Source organism: Acidovorax sp. HMWF029, assembly GCF_003060895.1.
Lineage (GTDB): Bacteria > Pseudomonadota > Gammaproteobacteria > Burkholderiales > Burkholderiaceae_C > Acidovorax.
This window is the reverse complement of sequence record NZ_QAIH01000230.1, coordinates 997-18630: the sequence shown is the minus strand read 5'-3', so window position 1 is coordinate 18630 and position 17634 is coordinate 997. Positions and strand designations below refer to the sequence as shown.

The window sequence follows — 17634 nt, the reverse complement described above, 5'->3', positions numbered from 1 at the left end:
CTTTGCTGCTGCGCAGCGCCGCTCGGACAACCACGGCGAGTCAGAGCACGAAGCATGGGCGCTTCGACGCCCATGCCACCCCGCAACCGCCCCGCCGCAGGCGCAGCCAGCAGGGGGTGGGCAGCCGAACCTCCAACAGCCGAACAGCCACACGGGCCATTGCTGCGCTCGGCCGTGCCTGCGCAGCGCGAGACGCTTGCGCCCGCGAGGTGGGGCCGAGCGCAGCGCAGCGAAGCAATGGCCCGTGTGGATGTCCGATTCGCGGGTTCCCTTCACGAGCACCGCAGGTTGCCCGCAGCGCAGCGGAGGGACGCAGCGTGTAGGGTCGCCCTTTCTTTGGTGACTTTCTTTCGGCGAGACGAAAGAAAGTTACTCGCATGCCGGGCGACTCCCGGCCTCCGCCCTGAACCCAAGCACGCTCTAGCAACCAGCCCGCCAAGGCTTCGAGCAGCTCAGCCCGAACGGTTGAGGCGAATCCAGACTTTGAAAACTCAGCTCTCTGATCTATTGATGCTATAAAAATAATAGCTATAAAGGCATTTCCAGAGCGCGGAGAGGCCCAAAAAATCTCAAAAATCACCCCGCAGGCACCCGCATCCCCACCCGCAAGCCCTTCGGCACCACCCCCTCGGCCACAGTCCGGCCACCATGCCGCAGCGCGATCTCCTCCACGATCGACAAGCCTAGCCCACAACCCCCCGCCTTGTCCGACCCGCGCCAGAACCGCGCAAACAGATCGGCCAGGTGCTCAGCCGGTACGCCCGGCCCGTCGTCCTCCACCACCAGCAAGGCCCAGCGGCCGGGCTCCTCGTGGCCCACGCGCACCGTCACGGTGGCGCCTGGGCCTGCGTAGTGCAGTGCGTTGTCGATGAGGTTGTTGAGCGCCTCGCGCAGTAGCAGCGGGTGGCCCTGAACCGGCAGGCTGTCTTCGCCTTCATAGCCCAGGTCCATGCCCAGCGTGAGCGCCCGTGCCGCCCATTCGCGGGCCACTTCGCGGGCCAGTGCGGCAAGGTCGAGGCTCTGCATGTCCACCGTCGATTCCGAGCGGGCCAGCTGCAGCAGCTGGTGTACCAAGTGTGCACTACGTTGTGCGGCCGAGAGCACCTTTTGCAGTCGCTCCTGCACGGCGGGCTCATGGCTCTCGTGCAGGGCCAGCTCGGTCTGGCCGATGAGCCCGGCCAGTGGCGTGCGCAGTTGGTGCGCAGCGTCGTTGAGAAAGCGCTTTTCCTTTTGCTGGCCGCGTGCCACGGTCTCCAGCAAGCGGTTGATGGTGCTGGCCAGCGAATGCACCTCTTGTGGGGCCGAGGTCAGCTCGATGGGGGGCAGCGGCGTCGTGCCCGCCTGGGGGCGTGCGCCAGCCCGCTCGATCTGCGCCTCCAGGCGCTTGAGGGGCTGCAGGCCGCGCAGCACGCCCGCATACACCACGGCGCTCAGCGCCAGGCCCATCAGACCCATCGGGAACACCATCTGCTCCAGCAGCTCCTGCGCGATGCGCTCGCGCACTGTGAGGCTTTGGGCCACCTGCACGCGCAGGGTCTGGCGCGTCTGGGGCGTGCCGTAGTCCACGTCCAGCAGCGCCACGCGCACGGCGCGGTCGTCCACGCGCGCGTGGTACAGATACGGGTCGCCCACACGCACCTCCACGGGCGGTGGCGGCGGCAGCTGGGCGTTGCCCAGTAAAAAGCGACCGGGCGGGGACGACACCATGTAAGTGATGCGGTCGGCTGGGTCCTGTTCCAGGATGTCCTGCGCGGCCTTCGGAAAATCCACCAGCAACCCATCGCCAATTGGCTTGATCTGCCGCGCCAGCGCCCGCACCGATTGCGTCAGCGTCTGGTCAATCCCCTTCTCGCCGTTCTGCAGCGCAATGCGCCACGCCAGAAACCCGCCCGACAGCCACAGCACCAACTGCGGCAGCAACAGCCACAGGAGCAGCTTGCGTTGAAGAGAAACCCCTGGGACGTGGCGCATGTTTCAGCAGTCAAAAATGGGCGGCGCTGCGTTGAAAACTGGCGCGGCCCATGCGAGGGCCGCCGCGCAAGGGCCGCCCCGCCGCGCTGGCGGCGCCCCCCTTCCCGCAGTGCGCAGCGCTGCGAGAGAAGGGGGAAGCGGCGCAGCCGCTCAGGGGGATGGTCACGGCTTGTTCAGCATGTACCCCAACCCCCGGATATTGCGGATGTTCAGGGGCGAGGCGTCCAGCTTCTTGCGCAGGCGGTGCACATACACCTCTAGCGCGTTCGAGGCCAAGGGGGCTGCGGCCTGGCCGGGGTCGGTGGGGCTGGCGCGCCAGGCGGCCAGCACGTCGTCGCGGGTGACCACTTCGCCCGCGCGGTGGGCCAGCAGGGCCAGCAGTTCCCACTCGCGCTGGGTCAGGTCCAGCGGGTCGCCGTTCAAGGCGGCGGCCTGGCTGGCGTGGTCTAGCACCAGCGGGCCCAGGGTGGTGAGCTGCGGGCCCTGGGTGCTGCTGGCTTGGGTAAAGGCGGGCTGCCGCGCACGGCGCAGCATGGCCTGCAGGCGGGCCTGCAGCTCCTGCATGTTGAAGGGTTTGGTGAGGTAGTCATCCGCCCCGGCGTTGAGGCCCTGCACGCGGTCTTCCACGCCGTCGCGGGCTGTCAGGATCAGAACCGGCAGGCCTGCGATGTGGGCGCGCACCCAGGTCAGAAGTTCCATGCCATCAGCGCCCGGCAGGCCCAGGTCCAGGATGATCCCGTCCACCGCCTGCATCTGCAAAAGCGCAACAGCCTGCGGCACGCTGCTGGCGGTGCACACGCTGTAATCGAGTTGCTTGAGCTGGCCGGTAAGTGCATCCAGAAGGAGGGCGTCGTCTTCGACAATCAGTAGCGTGGCCATGGATTGAGCATATCAAAGGCCCCCGTGGCCAAGCCTTTGTGGTCGGGCTGCGACGCTCAGGGAAAGCCCTGAGAATTAAATTAATTATTGTAATTAAAGTACCGACTGCGCTGAACGGCACCGGACTGCGGCGCACCAACGGATTCAAACATCGAGGAGACACGGGTATGTGGAAGATGACAAAAATAGCCGCAGTGGCGGTGGGCCTGGCGGCAGCGATGTCGGCCAGCGCGGGAGAGGTCGAGGTCCTGCACTACTGGACGTCGGGTGGCGAGGCCAAGTCGGTGGCCGAGCTCAAGAAGATCATGCAGGGCAAAGGCCACACCTGGCGTGACTTTGCCGTGGCAGGCGGGGGCGGCGACAGCGCCATGACGGTGCTGAAAAGCCGCGTGATCTCGGGCAACCCACCGTCGGCTGCTCAGACCAAGGGCCCGGCCATCCAGGAATGGGCTGCCGAAGGCGTGCTGGCCAACATGGACACCCTGGCCAAGGCCGAGAAGTGGGACGACCTGCTGCCCAAGGTCGTCGCCGACGTGATGAAGTACAAGGGCGCTTACGTGGCCGCCCCGGTCAACGTGCACCGTGTGAACTGGATGTGGGGCAGCTCCGAAGCCCTGAAGAAGGCTGGCGTGGCCGCCATGCCCAAGACCTGGGACGAATTCTTCGCTGCGGCCGACAAGCTCAAGGCCGCAGGCCTGGTGCCCGTGGCCCACGGCGGCCAGAACTGGCAGGACTTCACCACGTTTGAATCGGTGGTGCTGGGCGTGGGCGGCGCCAAGTTCTACCAGGACGCCCTGGTCAAGCTCGACAACACCGCACTCACCAGCGACACCATGAAGAAGTCGCTGGAGACCTTCCGCCGCATCAAGGGTTACACCGACCCCGGCGCGCCTGGTCGCGACTGGAACCTGGCCACGGCCATGCTGATTCAGGGCAAGGCGGGCTTTCAGCTGATGGGTGACTGGGCCAAGGGCGAGTTCCTGGCTGCAGGCAAAGCACCGGGCAAGGACTTCCTGTGCGCCGCTGCGCCGGGCTCGGCCAACGCGTTCACCTTCAACGTCGATTCGTTCATCCTGTTCAAGCTCAAGGACGCGGCCGCACAGAAGGCGCAGAGCGACCTGGCCAGCTCCATCATGAGCCCAGCCTTCCAGGAAGTGTTCAACCTGAACAAGGGCTCCATCCCCGTGCGCGCGGGTCAGCCCATGGACAAGTTCGACGACTGCGCCAAGGCCTCGGCCAAGGACTTTGTGGACACCGCCAAGAGCGGCGGACTGGTGCCCAGCGCGGCCCACGGAATGGCCATTGCCCCGGCCACCGAAGGCGCCATCAAGGATGTGGTCAGCCAGTTCTGGAACGACGACAAGGTCAGCGTCGCCGATGCCATGAAGAAGATCGCGGCCGCCGCGAAGACCAAGTAAGCCGTGTGAGAAGTACGCACACACGCACCCACACGCACTAAAACCAACCCCAGAGGGATCCCATCATGAAGACAAGAAACCGCCTCACGGCGGTGGCTTTGGCCGCCGCATGCGCGAATGGCGCCTTTGCTATGGAAGTAGCAGGCTTTGAGTTCAACGGCTACTCACGCGGTGGCCCGGTGTTCAACCACTCGGACGGCGTCAAGGGCAACCTGTCGCTCGGTGGCGAGCTGCAGAAGTTCCGCCTCGGCAACGAAGGCGACAACGGCATCGAAGTCAACTTTGCGCGCACTTTTGAAGCCGGTGGCGTGAAGTGGAAGGTGAACTACATGCCCGCCAAGTGGGGCAGCGGCGACATCAGCACCGAGCAGGCATTTGTGGAAATGAGCGGCTTCTCGTTCGCCCCTGAAGCCAAGTTCTGGGCGGGCCAGCGCCGCCTGCGCATCCAGGACGTGCACATCGTCGACTACTTCCTGCTGAACTACGGTGACAACATCGGCGCCGGTGTGACCGATGTGCCTGTGGGCGGTATGAAGCTGGGCGTGGGTCTGTTCACCGGCGACAAGTTCGACGGCAACCTGCCCAACAATGTGAAGGCACACCGCATCAACGCCGACCTGTCCGAAATCAACACCAACCCCGGCGGCAAGCTGCGGGTGCTGCTCACGGCGGTGGGTGGCAAGAACCAGGTGGGTGGTGGTTCGGGCTCGGGCATCTCCCTCATGCACACGCAAAAGGAATTCCTGCTGCCCAGCATCAGCAACACTTTCTACCTGCAGACCTCACGCGGCCATGCACGCATCGACGGTGAGTTCGAATCCATCGATGGCAAGCGGGCCGGCCGGCGCTCCACGCGCATTGCCGACTCCATCAACTGGCAAAGCGGCCCGTTTGGCGGCCAGGCCCTCATTGGCTACCAGACCAACAAGGCCGACCTGACGGGTGTGGAGACCAAGGACTTCTCGCTGGGTGGCCGGGGCTCGTACGCGTTCACCAAGAACTTCAAGGGCCTGGTGGAACTGTCCACCACCACCCGCAAGGGCAGCGGCCCCGACCAGCGCCTGTCCAAGGCCACGCTGGCGGGTGCCCTGGCCCTGTCGGAAGACTTCTGGTCGCGCCCCGAGCTGCGCCTGTATGTGACCAAGGCCAACTGGAACCAGGCCGCCGCCGCAGCCAACGCGGGCAGCTTTGGTGCCAATGGCAAGACCTCGCGCACGCTGGTGGGCGTGCAGTACGAGGTGTGGTGGTGATCCCTTGAGGAGATCGTGAGTTAGCGAGTTATTCCGAGGTTACTTTGTTCAGTTTTGGGGGGCACTCCTGCGTGTCCCCCGCTTTTTTTCCATGCAGGACGATGACAAACATACACCGCAGCCATGAGCAAGAACACGTTTGAAACATGGCTGCCCAAGCTGGTGGTAGCGCCTGCCTTTGTGCTGGGCTTCGCGTTCATCTACGGCCTCATGGTCTGGAACGGCGTGCTCAGCCTCACCGTCTCGCGCATGCTGCCCAACTACGAATGGGCGGGCCTGGCGCAGTACGAGCGCCTGTGGGAGATGGACCGCTGGTGGGTGGCCCTCAAAAACCTGGGCATCTTCGGCGTGGGCTACGTGGGCGGGTCGCTCGCCATCGGCGTGGTGCTGGCCGTGCTGCTGGACCAGAAGATCCGCGCCGAAGGTGCGCTGCGCACCATCTATCTCTACCCCATGGCCCTGTCATTTGTGGTCACGGGCACGGCCTGGAAGTGGCTGCTCAACCCCGGCCTGGGCTTGGAAAAAATGGTGCGCGACTGGGGCTTTCCGAATTTTGAGTTTGGCTGGCTGGTGGACACCGAGATGGCCATCTACTGCGTGGTGATTGCAGGCATCTGGCAAAGCGCCGGGTTTGCCATGGCGCTGTTCCTGGCAGGCCTGCGGGGCATCGACGACAGCATCATCAAGGCCGCGCAGGTCGATGGCGCCTCGCTGCCGCGCATCTACTGGCGCATCGTGCTGCCTGCGCTGCGCCCGGTGTTCTTCTCCACGCTCATGGTGCTGTCGCACCTGGCGATCAAGAGCTTTGACCTGGTGATGGCGCTCACCGCCGGTGGCCCCGGTTTTGCCACCGATGTGCCCGCCACCTTCATGTACACCATGTCGTTCTCGCGCGGCCAGATCGGCCTGGGCGCAGCCAGCGCCACCATGATGCTGGCCACCGTGGCGGCTCTGGTGATTCCTTACCTTTACAGCGAACTGCGGACCAAAGCCCATGACCGCTAAGCCTTCTTTGCTCCCTTCCGTGGGCCGCTTTGTGGTCTACGCGGTGCTGGCCCTGGCCACCGCCTTCTTTCTGCTGCCGCTGTACGCGATGCTGGTCACCTCGTTCAAGGACGCCGAAGAGATCCGCAGCACCTCGCTGCTGGCGCTGCCAGGCTCGCTGAACTGGTCGGCCTGGGGCACGGCGTGGTCTAGCGCCTGCACGGGCGTGGACTGCAACGGCCTGCGTCCGTTCTTCATGAACTCGGTGGCCATGGCCGTGCCTGCGGTGCTCATCTCCACCGTGTGGGGCGCGCTCAATGGCTATGTGCTCAGCCTGTGGAAGTTTCGCGGCAGCGATGTGCTGTTCGGCCTGCTGCTGTTCGGCGTGTTCATGCCCTTCCAGGTGGTGCTGCTGCCCATGAGCCAGGTGCTGGGCTGGCTGGGGCTGTCCAGCTCCATCACCGGGCTGGTGCTGGTGCACTGCCTGGCGGGCCTCGCGGGCACCACGCTGTTCTTCCGCAATTACTACGCGGCCATCCCCAAGGAGCTGGTCAATGCGGCCCGCATGGATGGGGCCAGCTTCTTCCAGATTTTCTGGCGCATCGTGCTGCCGCTGTCCACGCCCATCGTCATGGTCACGCTGATCTGGCAGTTCACCAACATCTGGAACGACTTCCTGTTCGGCGTGGTGTTCTCTGGCACCGACTCCAAGCCGGTGACTGTGGGGCTGAACAACCTGGCCAACACCAGCAGCAGCGTGAAGGCCTACAACGTGGACATGGCGGCCGCCATCATCGCGGGCCTGCCCACGATGGTGATCTATGTGCTGGCAGGCAAGTTTTTTGTGCGCGGGCTTACAGCCGGCGCTGTCAAGGGTTAAGGGTAGGAAAAAAATGGCGTCATCACTCGACATCGCAGGCATCAACAAGCGCTTTGGCAAGGGCGATAAAAGCGTGGAGGTGCTGCGCAAGGTGGACATCCATGTTGCGCCCGGCGAGTTCCTCATCCTGGTCGGCCCCTCGGGCTGCGGCAAGTCCACGCTGCTCAATATCATTGCGGGGCTCGATGAGCCCACCGAGGGCGAGATCCGCATTGGCGGGAAGAACGTGGTGGGCATGCCCCCGCGCGACCGCGACATCGCCATGGTGTTCCAGAGCTACGCGCTGTACCCCACCTTGAGCGTTGCCGACAACATCGGCTTTGCGCTGGAGATGCGCAAGATGCCTAAGGCCGAGCGCCAAAAGCGCATCGACGAAGTCGCGGCCATGCTGCAGATCAGCCACCTGCTGGACCGCCGCCCCAGCCAGCTGTCGGGCGGCCAGCGCCAGCGCGTGGCCATGGGCCGGGCACTGGCGCGCCAGCCGCAGCTGTTTTTGTTTGACGAGCCTCTGTCCAACCTGGACGCCAAGCTGCGTGTGGAAATGCGCGCCGAGATCAAGCGCCTGCACCAGGCCAGCGGCATCACCAGCGTGTACGTCACGCACGACCAGGTCGAGGCCATGACGCTGGGCTCGCGCATTGCCGTGATGAAGGGCGGCGTGGTGCAGCAACTGGGCACGCCGGACGAGATTTACAACCGACCAGCCAACACCTACGTGGCCACCTTCATCGGCTCGCCCACCATGAACCTGCTGCGCGGCGCGGTCACGGGCGGGCAGTTTGGCATCCAGGGTGCGGCGCTGAACCTGGCGCCTCCATCGACGAGCGCCAACGAGGTGCTGCTGGGCGTGCGCCCCGAGCATTTGGTGATGCAAGACAGCGCCCCCTGGCGAGGCAAGGTCAGCGTGGTGGAGCCCACGGGCCCCGACACCTATGTGATGGTGGACACTGCCGCTGGCAGCGTCACGCTGCGCACCGACGCCCAGACCCGTGTGCAACCCGGCGAGCATGTGGGCCTGGCCCTGGCGCCCGCGCATGCCCACTGGTTCGATGCCAAGTCGGAAGAGCGGCTGGTGGCCTGAGAGTGTGCGAACCCGCGGCGCTGGTGTTGCCACCAGACTTTGGTCTTTGCCAGGGCAGGGATTTGAAGTAAAAACAGGCTTCTCCGCGCGACTATCATGCCTTTTGTGCTATTAAAAATATAGCATTTGGTGGCTGTAGTTTTGGGCTCTCCCGCTGTCGGGTGGGTGTTGCATCCTGCCTGCCCGGACCTCTTTCGGACCTCTTTCGGACCCTTTGGGATTCTTTTCGTCGATCTATGCACCCGCAGCGCCTTCTTGCCGACATTGGCGGCACCAACATCCGCCTGGCCTGGCAGGCATCGCCCACGGGCCCGCTCAACGACACGCGGGTCTTGCCCTGCGCGCAGTTCCCCACGGTGGACGCCGCGCTAGCCGCTTACCTGCAGGAGGTGGGTGTGCCCACCCCGCGCGAGGCCGCGTTTGGCATTGCCAACCCGGTCACGGGCGACGCGATCCGCATGACCAACCACAGCTGGAGCTTCTCGCAGCGCGCCGTGCGCGAGGCTTTTGGCTTTGAACGGCTGGTGGTCATCAACGACTTCACTGCACTCGCGCTGGCGCTGCCCCTGCTCACGCCCGAGCAACTGCGCCCCGTGGGCGGCGGCGCGGCCGTGCCGGGCGCCGCGATTGCGTTGCTGGGCCCGGGCACGGGCCTGGGCGTGTCGGGCCTGGTGTTTCCGCCCGGCTCCAGTCTGGGGGTGCCGCTGTCGGGCGAGGGCGGCCATGTCACGCTGGCCGCGCAGACCCAGCGCGAATTCGATGTGCTGGCCATCCTGCAAGAGCGCTACGGCCATGTGTCGGCCGAACGCGCCGTGTGCGGCGCCGGGCTGGTGGACCTGTACCACGCGCTGCGCAGGCTGGCCCAGCGTGGTGGCAAGGAAGTCAGCTCCGCCGCGCAGGTGACCGAGCTGGCGCTGCAAGCCAACGACCCGCTGGCGCTGGAGGCGCTGGAGCTGTTCTGCGGCTTTCTGGGCAGCGTGGCGGGTAACCTCGCGCTCACGCTCGGCGCGCGTGGCGGTGTGTTCATCGGCGGCGGCATGGTGCCGCGCCTGGGCACGTGGTTCGACCAATCTTCGTTCCGCGCGCGGTTCGAGTCCAAGGGCCGCTTTCAGCCCTACCTCGCGTCCATTCCCTGCTGGGTGATCGACCCCAGCGCCACGCCCGCGCTGTACGGTGCATCGCGCGCGCTGGACATTGCGGGTGCTGGCACATGAGTGACAGCACCCAGGCCAGTGCAGCGCTGCCCGCACTCCAGCCCACCGGTGTGCACCATGTGGCCATCATCGCCAGCGACTACGCGCGCTCGCGCCACTTCTACACCGAGGTGCTGGGCCTGCAGGTGGTGCATGAAGTCTTTCGGGCAGAGCGGCAGTCCTACAAGCTCGATCTGCAGCTGCCCGATGGCACGCAGGTGGAGCTGTTTTCTTTTCCAAGTCCGCCGCCGCGCCCGTCCTACCCCGAGGCCTGCGGCCTGCGCCACCTGGCCCTGCGTGTGGCCGATATGGACGCCAGCGTCGCCGCCCTGGTTGCGCACGGCGTGGCCGTGGAGCCGGTGCGGGTGGACCCGTTCACGGGCGCGCTGTTCACGTTTTTTTCCGACCCCGATGGGTTGCCGATCGAGCTGGTCGGCCCCGCGACCAGCGCCATGCCGCGCTGATTTCACTCATCCAAAAAGAAAAGGCCCTTGCGGGCCTTTTTCCGTGTCACATCTCCTCGCTCCAGCAGTACCCATCTCGCGCAATCATCGCGCTTGCCGCACGCGGGCCCCAGCTGCCCGCAGGGTAGGGGCGGGGGCCTGCGGGGTCGTTCTTCCAGTATTGCAGGATGGGCTCCACCCAGCGCCAGGCTTCTTCCTGCTCGTCGCTGCGCACAAACAGGTTCAGGCGGCCTGCAATCACATCGAGCAGCAGGCGCTCGTAGGCGCCCACGCGTTCGGTGCCAAAGCGCTGGTCAAAGTCCAGGTTCAGGTGCACCTGCGACAGCGCGGGCTCGGTCTGGTGCTGGGCGGCGCCCTGGGCCATCAGGTGCAGCTCCAGCCCGTCCTTGGGCTGCAGGTTGATCACCAGGCGGTTGGCGGCGCCTGCGGGCGTCTTGAAGATGGGGTGGGGCACAGGGCGGAAGTTGATGACGATGTGCGCGTCGCGCCCCGCCAGCCGCTTGCCGGTGCGGATATAGAACGGCACCCCCGCCCAGCGCCAGTTGCTGATTTCGGTGCGCAGTGCCACAAAGGTCTCGGTGGTGCTGCCGGGGGCCACGCCTTTTTCTTGCGCGTAGCCGGGCACGGGCTGGCCCTGGTGGTTGCCCGCCGCGTACTGGCCGCGGATCACATGCTGGCCGATGGTCTCCAGCGTCCAGGGCTTGAGCGACTGCAGCACCTTGAGCTTTTCGTCGCGGATCGCGTTGGCGCTGGAGTTGATAGGGGGCTCCATGCCAATCGCGCACAAGAGCTGCAGCGCATGGTTCTGCACCATGTCGCGCATCGCACCGGTCTGGTCGTAGAACGCGCCGCGCGTTTCCACGCCCAGCTCCTCAGCAATCGTGATCTGGATGTTGGCAATGGTCTCGCGGCGCCACAGGGGCTCGAACAGCGCGTTGCCAAAGCGCAGCGCAAACAGGTTTTGCACCGAGGGCTTGCCCAGGTAATGGTCGATGCGGAAAACCTGCTCTTCCTTCAGCACGCGGCGCAGGGTGTCGTTGATGGCCTGGTTGGACTGCAGGTCGTGGCCCAGGGGCTTTTCCAGCACCACGCGGGTGGTGGGGCCGTTCAGGCCCACGGCGGCGATCTGCTCGCACACGTTGGTGAAGAGGCTGGGCGCGGTGGCCACATACATCACCACCGAATCCGCGCCGCGTGCCTTCAGCGTCTCGGCCAGGCGCTCGTAGTCCTGGGTTTTGGACAGGTCCATGCGCAGGTAATTCAGCAGGGCCGCAAACCGCGCAAACTCGTCCGGCGTCGGGCGCTTGGCCAGCTCCACGCTGTCGAACCGCGACTGGATCAGGCTGCGGTATTGTTCGTCGCTCAGGTCGTCGCGCGCCACGGCGATGATGCGCCCGCCCTCGGGCAGCGTGCCATGCCGAAAGGCCTGAAACAATGCGGGCATGAGCTTGCGCCAGGCGAGGTCGCCGGTGCCGCCGAACAGGACGAGGTCAAAACTCATGGTGTCTCCGTGGTGGGTGTGTCGTTTTTACTGCGTGGGATTGTAATCACGTTACATAAAATTGTGGTCTTCTTTGCTATGTTCCTTCTGCGTGTAACTCAAAAGAATCCGTGAAGCTCGTTGATTTTTTGTAATCAAGTTACCATTCCGGCGCATTTCCAACCCCCGACGACATGACCTTCATGCCCATCCGTTGCGACCAGACTGCCCGTTGGCCCTTGCTGGCGGCCCACTTCGACGCCCAGGGCCGCAGCCTGGACATGCGCCAGGCCTTTGCGCAAGACGCTGGCCGGTTTGTGCATTTCAGCCAGCAGGCGCCCCATGTGTTTGCCGACCTCTCCAAGAACCTCTGGAGCCGCGAGACCGAAGCCCTGTTGCTGGACCTGGCCCGCGCCTGCGGGGTGGAGCGGCACCGCGATGCGATGCTGGCGGGAGAGGCCATCAACACCACCGAAAACCGCGCCGTGCTGCACACCCTGCTGCGCCGCCCAGCGGGCGTGGCCCTGCCCGGTGATGTGCCCGAAACCGCGCAGCGCCTGGCCGACGTGCACCACACGCTCGATGCGATGCTGCAGTACGCCGAGCAGGTGCGCAGCGATGCCGCCATCACCGACGTGGTGAACATCGGCATCGGCGGGTCGGACCTGGGCCCGCACATGGCCGTGCGCGCGCTCGAAGAGTTCCGTATACCGGGCAAGCGCTTTCACTTTGTGTCGAACGTGGACGGGCACGAGCTGCACCATGTGCTCAAGGGCCTGCGGCCCGAGAGCACGCTGTTTCTGGTGGCGTCCAAGACTTTCACCACGGCAGAGACCATGACCAACGCACGCTCTGCGCTGGCCTGGTTCGATGCTCAGGGCGGACGCGACGTCGCACGCCACTTTGCCGCGCTGACCACCAACATCGAGGCCGCAGCGGCCCTGGGCATCACCACCACGTTCGGCTTCTGGGACTGGGTGGGCGGCCGCTACTCGCTGTGGTCGGCCATTGGCTTGCCGATTGCCATTGCCATTGGTGCGCAAGGCTTCCGCGATTTCCTCGCGGGCGCGCATGCCATGGACGAGCATTTCCGCACCGCGCCACTCGCGCAGAACCTGCCCGTGCGCCTGGGGCTGCTGGATGTCTGGTACCGTAACTTCCACGGCTTCACCAGCCGCTGCATCGCGCCTTACCACGCTGCGCTGGGCCGTTACTCGGCCTACCTGCAGCAACTGGAGATGGAGAGCAACGGCAAGCGCGTGGCGCAAGACGGCAGCAAGCTGGCGTGCGTGACATCGCCCGTGCTGTGGGGCGAGCCCGGCACCAACGGCCAGCATGCGTTCTTCCAGATGCTGCACCAGGGCGCCGATGTGCTGCCGCTGGAGATCGTGGCCGTGCGCAAGGCCTCGCACCCGCTGCCCGGCCACCAGCAAAAGCTGCTGGCCAACGCCCTGGCGCAGACGCAGGCGCTCATGGTGGGCAAGGCCAGCGACGACGGCCACCGGCACTTCCCCGGCAACCGCCCCAGCACGCTGATGCTGCTCGAATCACTCACCCCCACATCGCTGGGCGCGCTGATTGCGCTGCAGGAACACCGTGTGTTCGTGAGCGGCAGCCTGTGGGGCATCAACAGCTTCGACCAATGGGGCGTAGAGCTGGGCAAGGTGCTGGCCAAGGACCTGGAGGCTAGGTTGGAGAGCGGTGATGTGGCGGGGCTCGATGGCTCCACTGCAGGCCTGCTGGGCCTCTTGCGCGACGCGGCCTGACCCCCGGAACACCACACGTCTTGGGGCAGCGCTGGCGGCAGACCACGCGCCCCATCGGCAGAAACCGCACGGTTTCCGGCCGATAGCCAACGCATCAGGAGACACCTACCATGCCGATCCCGCCCCTTCCGGACTTCCGCTCCGTTGCCTTTTTGCGCCAGCATCTGCGGGACACCATGGCGTTCTACGACCCCGTGGCTACCGACCCGAGCGGCGGGCAGCACCACTTCTTTCTTGACGATGGCTCTGTCTACAACACGCACACCCGCCACCTCGTCAGCGCCACGCGTTTTGTGGTTACACACGCCATGCTCTACCGAACCACGGGCGAAGCACGTTACCAGGCGGGCATGCGGCATGCGCTGCAGTTTCTGCGCACCGCATTCCTTGACCCTGCGACGGGCGGCTACGCCTGGCTGATCGACTGGCATGAAGGCCGCGCCACGGTGCAAGACGCCACACGCCACTGCTACGGCATGGCGTTTGTGATGCTGGCTTACGCCCGCGCCTTTGAGGCCGGAGTGCCCGAAGCCCGCGAGTGGCTGGCTGAGGCGTTTGACACCGCCGAGCAGCACTTCTGGCAACCCGCCGCAGGCCTGTATGCTGACGAGGCCAGCCCCGATTGGCGGCTCACCAGCTACCGGGGCCAGAACGCCAACATGCACGCCTGCGAGGCCATGATCTCGGCCTTCCGTGCCACGGGCGAGCGCTGCTACATCGAGCGTGCGGAACAACTGGCGCAAGGCATCTGCCAGCGGCAAGCCGCGTTGTCCACCGCTGCACACGCCCCCGCTGCCGAGGGCTGGGTGTGGGAGCATTTCCACGCCGACTGGTCGGTGGACTGGGACTACAACCGCCACGACCGCAGCAACATCTTCCGCCCCTGGGGCTACCAGATCGGCCACCAGACCGAATGGGCCAAGCTGCTGCTGCAACTTGATGCATTGCAGCCTGCCGACTGGCACCTGCCCTGTGCACAACGCCTGTTCGATACCGCCGTGGAGCGTGGCTGGGATGCCGAACACGGTGGCCTGTACTACGGCATGGCACCCGACGGCAGCATCTGCGACGACGGCAAATACCACTGGGTACAGGCCGAAAGCCTTGCCGCCGCTGCGGTGCTGGCTGTGCGCACGGGCGATGCACGCTACTGGCAGTGGTACGACCGCATCTGGACCTACTGCTGGGCGCATTTTGTGGACCACGCACATGGTGCGTGGTTTCGCATCCTGTACCGCGACAACCGCAACACCACCCGCGAGAAGAGCAACGCGGGGAAGGTGGATTATCACAACATGGGGGCGTGTTATGACGTGTTGGGGATGTTGAGCGGCGACAAGGACCGAGTTGTGGCTATCGATCGCTGAAACGGCGGTTGCCGCCTAGTTTCCAAAGGCTCAAATACCCAGCGCTATAGCCTTGCCAAGTTCATCTCGCAAATTTGCGGAGTTCCCTGTCCAATCCTGCTGCATGCCGATGCACGCCGCACCAACAGGAGATCGACTATGGCTGTGTTTACTCTGAACGAGCGCTTGAAGTACACCGCCTTGTTTATCGCACTGGGCGCGCTTGCGGGCTGTGGAGCGACTCCACGCCTAATTGTCGAACCCGAGTACAAGCCTCTGGAGTTGGTTTATCTGCAACCAGAGTATCCCGTTGCGCGGATGTGGCCTTCGGCGGAGTATGTTGCTCGAACCGAGGACGAGTGGGAGCGTGTTTGGAATGAGGGCACTGTGATGGATCCGCGTGACGAAAACGTCCCTCGCCATGGACGGCCTGTTGTGGATTTCAACCAGTACATGGTGATTGGCATTTCACGCGGGCACGGGTACAGCGGCTGCCACGGGCTGTACTTTCGGGACATCGTTGAACGTGCAAATTTCATCGAAGTGCAGTTCGTTCATCGTCAGCCTGATGAAACGGTTTCAACCCAAGTCGCAGGCACGGCATGCACCGCCATGGGGGTGTTCTTGGCTAGGTGGGTGCGTGTGCCCAAGATGGAGAAGCCAGTGCGTTTTTTTGGTGGTTGAAGTGGGCTTCGTTGTAAACACGTTTTAAGCGTGCGCTACTTGCCATTGTTCAGCGCAAAAAAATTGACCGGCAATCCGCCCACCTCTGCTTGCAGACTGAACAATGACCCCGCAGGCGTCGCTGCCTGCTGTTCTTGAAGCGGCCTCCCTGCCTTTGCCGACGTAATGAACAGCGTCCGCAAATCCTCCCCCCCAAAACACACCATGGTTGGGCACTGCACCGGCACCGCAATGCGCTGCAGCACCTCACCCGCAGGCGAGAGCTGCAACACGCAAGCCCCTTCGTACATCGCCACCCAGTAGTTCCCGTCCACATCCACCGCCGCGCCATCGGGCCTGCCGCCGTACGGCTGGCCTTCCACCTTGCGCTCGAACTGCACCCAGGGGCGGCGGTTACTGATGGCGCCGGCGGCCACGTCAAAGTCAAACCGGTCAATGCGGTGCTCCGGCGTGTTCGACCAGTACATCGTGCGGTTGTCGGGGCTGAAGGCCAGGCCGTTGGCGGTGAAGTTGTCGCCTGCCATGTGGCGCACGCGGTAGCCAGTGGCGCTGCTGGCATCGGCCTGCAGGCACCACAGCGCGGCATGGGGGGCTGTGCGTGGCGTGATGACCGATCCCGCCCAGAAACGGCCTGCGGTATCGCAGCGGCCGTCGTTCAAGCGCAGGACCGCGGTGTCGTGTTGCTCGGGCGGCAGCAGGGCCAGGCAGGTGAGGGCAGTGGGGTCGGCACTGTCCTTGGCCGTGTCCAGAAGATAGAAACCGTTTCGTAACCCAATTACCAATCGTCCATCAGCCGCTGGCGCGCAGCAGCCGGGCTCGCTGGGCATGCGCCATTGCCGGTGGCGACCGCTTTCAGGATGCCATGCGTGTACTGCTTGTCCCTGAATGTCACACCAGTAAAGGGATTTTTCCGAGGGGTGCCAAAAGGGTGATTCGCCCAGTTCGGAGGGCGGCAGGGGCAGGGTTTGCAGGGACATGGGTTGAAGTGGGGTGGTTATCGAGTTACATTCTAGGGCCTCATACAACAGGCTCCAGGCACATCGCCCTGGGGCCGAGCCACCCACCGATGGAGACTTCCATGCACCCAGTTGTAGCGCGCGTGACCGAGCGCATTGTCCAGCGCAGCGCAGACACCCGCGGCGTTTACCTCGCAGGCATCGACGCCATGATCGCCCGCAAGCCCGCGCAAGACCGCATGGGCTGCGCCAACCTGGCCCATGCCTATGCGGCGCTGCCGGGCTCGGACAAGTTCAAGGTCACCGTTGAAAAGGCCCCCAACATCGGCATCGTCACGGCCTACAACGACATGCTCTCGGCCCACCAGCCGTACCAAGCCTACCCCGCCGTGCTGCGTGATGAGGCCGCCCAGCGCGGTGCCACGGTGCAAGTGGCCGGTGGCGTGCCCGCCATGTGCGATGGTGTGACGCAGGGTACGCCCGGCATGGAGCTGTCGTTGTTCTCCCGCGATGCCATTGCCATGGCCACGGCGGTAGCGCTGTCCCATGATGTGTTTGATGGCGCGCTGTTGCTGGGCGTGTGCGACAAGATCGTGCCGGGCCTGCTGATTGGCGCGCTGCACTACGGCCACCTGCCTTGCGTGTTTGTGCCCGCAGGCCCCATGGGCACGGGCTTGTCGAACAAAGACAAGGCCAAGGTGCGCGAGCAGTACGCACAGGGCCTGGTGGGCCGCGACGAGCTGCTCAAGGCCGAGTCCGCTGCGTACCACAGCCCCGGCACCTGCACGTTTTACGGCACAGCCAACAGCAACCAGATGCTGCTCGAAGCCATGGGTCTGCATGTGCCCGGCGCGGCGTTTGAAGCGCCCGGCACCGAGGCGCGCGAGGCCTTTACGCGCCAGGCGCTGCGCACCGTGCTCGACATCGGCAAGCGCGGATCGCGTTTCACCCCCATCGGCAAGCTGGTGGACGAGCGCTGCATCGTCAACGCCATGGCGGCCCTGCTGGCCACGGGCGGCTCCACCAACCACCTGATCCACTGGGTGGCCATTGCACGCAGCGCGGGCATCTTGATCGACTGGACGGACTTTGACGAGCTCTCGTCGGTGGTCCCCCTGCTGGCCCGCGTGTATCCCAATGGCGATGCCGATGTGAACCAGTTCCAGGCCGCAGGCGGCCCCGCGTGGATCCTGCGCGAGCTGCTGGCCGGTGGCTTCATGCATGCGGATGTGATGAGCGTGAACGACGGTGGCATTGCCGCAGGCGGGCAGGGTGCACCGGC

The 17634-nt window shown here is 64.9% G+C and carries 15 protein-coding genes; 11 read left to right on the top strand and 4 right to left on the bottom strand.

Annotated features, from left to right (window positions below):
• Window positions 1–576 precede the first annotated feature (576 nt).
• The gene (locus tag DBR12_RS17205) at window positions 577–1971 is read right to left on the bottom strand and encodes a sensor histidine kinase (RefSeq protein ID WP_108618382.1); all 1395 of its coding nucleotides are present in this window, start codon (window positions 1969–1971) and stop codon (window positions 577–579) included.
• Between the two features lie 162 nt (window positions 1972–2133).
• Entirely contained in the window at window positions 2134–2850 is a 717-nt protein-coding gene (locus DBR12_RS17200; protein ID WP_108618381.1) for a response regulator transcription factor, read from the bottom strand.
• A 167-nt stretch (window positions 2851–3017) separates the two neighbouring features.
• Here DBR12_RS17200 and DBR12_RS17195 point away from each other — a divergent pair, with 167 nt between their 5' ends.
• The 7 genes from DBR12_RS17195 (at window position 3018) to DBR12_RS17165 (ending at window position 10120) form a co-directional block, all read left to right on the top strand.
• On the top strand, window positions 3018–4268 hold the full coding sequence (locus DBR12_RS17195) for an ABC transporter substrate-binding protein (RefSeq protein ID WP_108618380.1): 1251 nt from the start codon (window positions 3018–3020) through the stop codon (window positions 4266–4268).
• Window positions 4269–4399: 131 nt separating this feature from the next.
• Window positions 4400–5518 carry a carbohydrate porin gene (locus DBR12_RS17190; protein WP_108618379.1) on the top strand — a complete coding sequence of 373 codons (1119 nt, stop codon included), beginning with the start codon at window positions 4400–4402 and terminating at the stop codon, window positions 5516–5518.
• 123 nt (window positions 5519–5641) lie between these two features.
• Complete coding sequence (locus tag DBR12_RS17185; RefSeq protein WP_108618378.1) at window positions 5642–6523, top strand: carbohydrate ABC transporter permease; 882 nt, start codon at window positions 5642–5644, stop codon at window positions 6521–6523.
• Window positions 6513–7382 carry a carbohydrate ABC transporter permease gene (locus DBR12_RS17180; protein WP_108618377.1) on the top strand — a complete coding sequence of 290 codons (870 nt, stop codon included), beginning with the start codon at window positions 6513–6515 and terminating at the stop codon, window positions 7380–7382. Before DBR12_RS17185 ends, DBR12_RS17180 begins: the two co-directional genes overlap by 11 nt.
• A gap of 13 nt (window positions 7383–7395) precedes the next feature.
• The gene (locus tag DBR12_RS17175) at window positions 7396–8463 is read left to right on the top strand and encodes an ABC transporter ATP-binding protein (RefSeq protein ID WP_108618376.1); all 1068 of its coding nucleotides are present in this window, start codon (window positions 7396–7398) and stop codon (window positions 8461–8463) included.
• Between the two features lie 236 nt (window positions 8464–8699).
• Window positions 8700–9677, top strand: a complete 978-nt coding sequence (glk, locus tag DBR12_RS17170; protein ID WP_108618375.1) for a glucokinase — start codon at window positions 8700–8702, stop codon at window positions 9675–9677.
• Window positions 9674–10120: a VOC family protein gene (locus DBR12_RS17165; protein ID WP_108618374.1), complete on the top strand. Its 447-nt coding sequence runs from the start codon at window positions 9674–9676 to the stop codon at window positions 10118–10120. The genes glk and DBR12_RS17165 overlap by 4 nt, the downstream gene beginning before the upstream one ends.
• Before the next feature lie 46 nt (window positions 10121–10166).
• Here the strand turns inward: DBR12_RS17165 and zwf are convergent, their stop codons facing one another.
• Window positions 10167–11621 carry a glucose-6-phosphate dehydrogenase gene (zwf, locus tag DBR12_RS17160; RefSeq protein WP_108618373.1) on the bottom strand — a complete coding sequence of 485 codons (1455 nt, stop codon included), beginning with the start codon at window positions 11619–11621 and terminating at the stop codon, window positions 10167–10169.
• A 182-nt stretch (window positions 11622–11803) separates the two neighbouring features.
• Here zwf and pgi point away from each other — a divergent pair, with 182 nt between their 5' ends.
• The 3 genes from pgi (at window position 11804) to DBR12_RS17145 (ending at window position 15396) form a co-directional block, all read left to right on the top strand.
• A complete protein-coding gene (gene pgi / locus DBR12_RS17155) occupies window positions 11804–13366 on the top strand; it encodes a glucose-6-phosphate isomerase (protein WP_108618383.1) in 1563 nt (520 codons plus the stop codon).
• 110 nt (window positions 13367–13476) lie between these two features.
• A complete protein-coding gene (locus DBR12_RS17150) occupies window positions 13477–14733 on the top strand; it encodes an AGE family epimerase/isomerase (protein WP_108618372.1) in 1257 nt (418 codons plus the stop codon).
• Window positions 14734–14871: 138 nt separating this feature from the next.
• Window positions 14872–15396 (top strand): hypothetical protein, encoded by a 525-nt coding sequence (locus tag DBR12_RS17145; protein ID WP_108618371.1) that lies wholly within the window; start codon window positions 14872–14874, stop codon window positions 15394–15396.
• A 35-nt stretch (window positions 15397–15431) separates the two neighbouring features.
• On the opposite strand, the gene DBR12_RS17140 is transcribed toward DBR12_RS17145, so the two are convergent.
• Window positions 15432–16373 (bottom strand): SMP-30/gluconolactonase/LRE family protein, encoded by a 942-nt coding sequence (locus DBR12_RS17140; protein ID WP_108618370.1) that lies wholly within the window; start codon window positions 16371–16373, stop codon window positions 15432–15434.
• Between the two features lie 101 nt (window positions 16374–16474).
• Here DBR12_RS17140 and DBR12_RS17135 point away from each other — a divergent pair.
• Window positions 16475–17634, top strand: a 1160-nt coding sequence (locus DBR12_RS17135) for a dihydroxy-acid dehydratase (RefSeq protein ID WP_233244709.1), incomplete at its 3' end; no start/stop codon positions are given.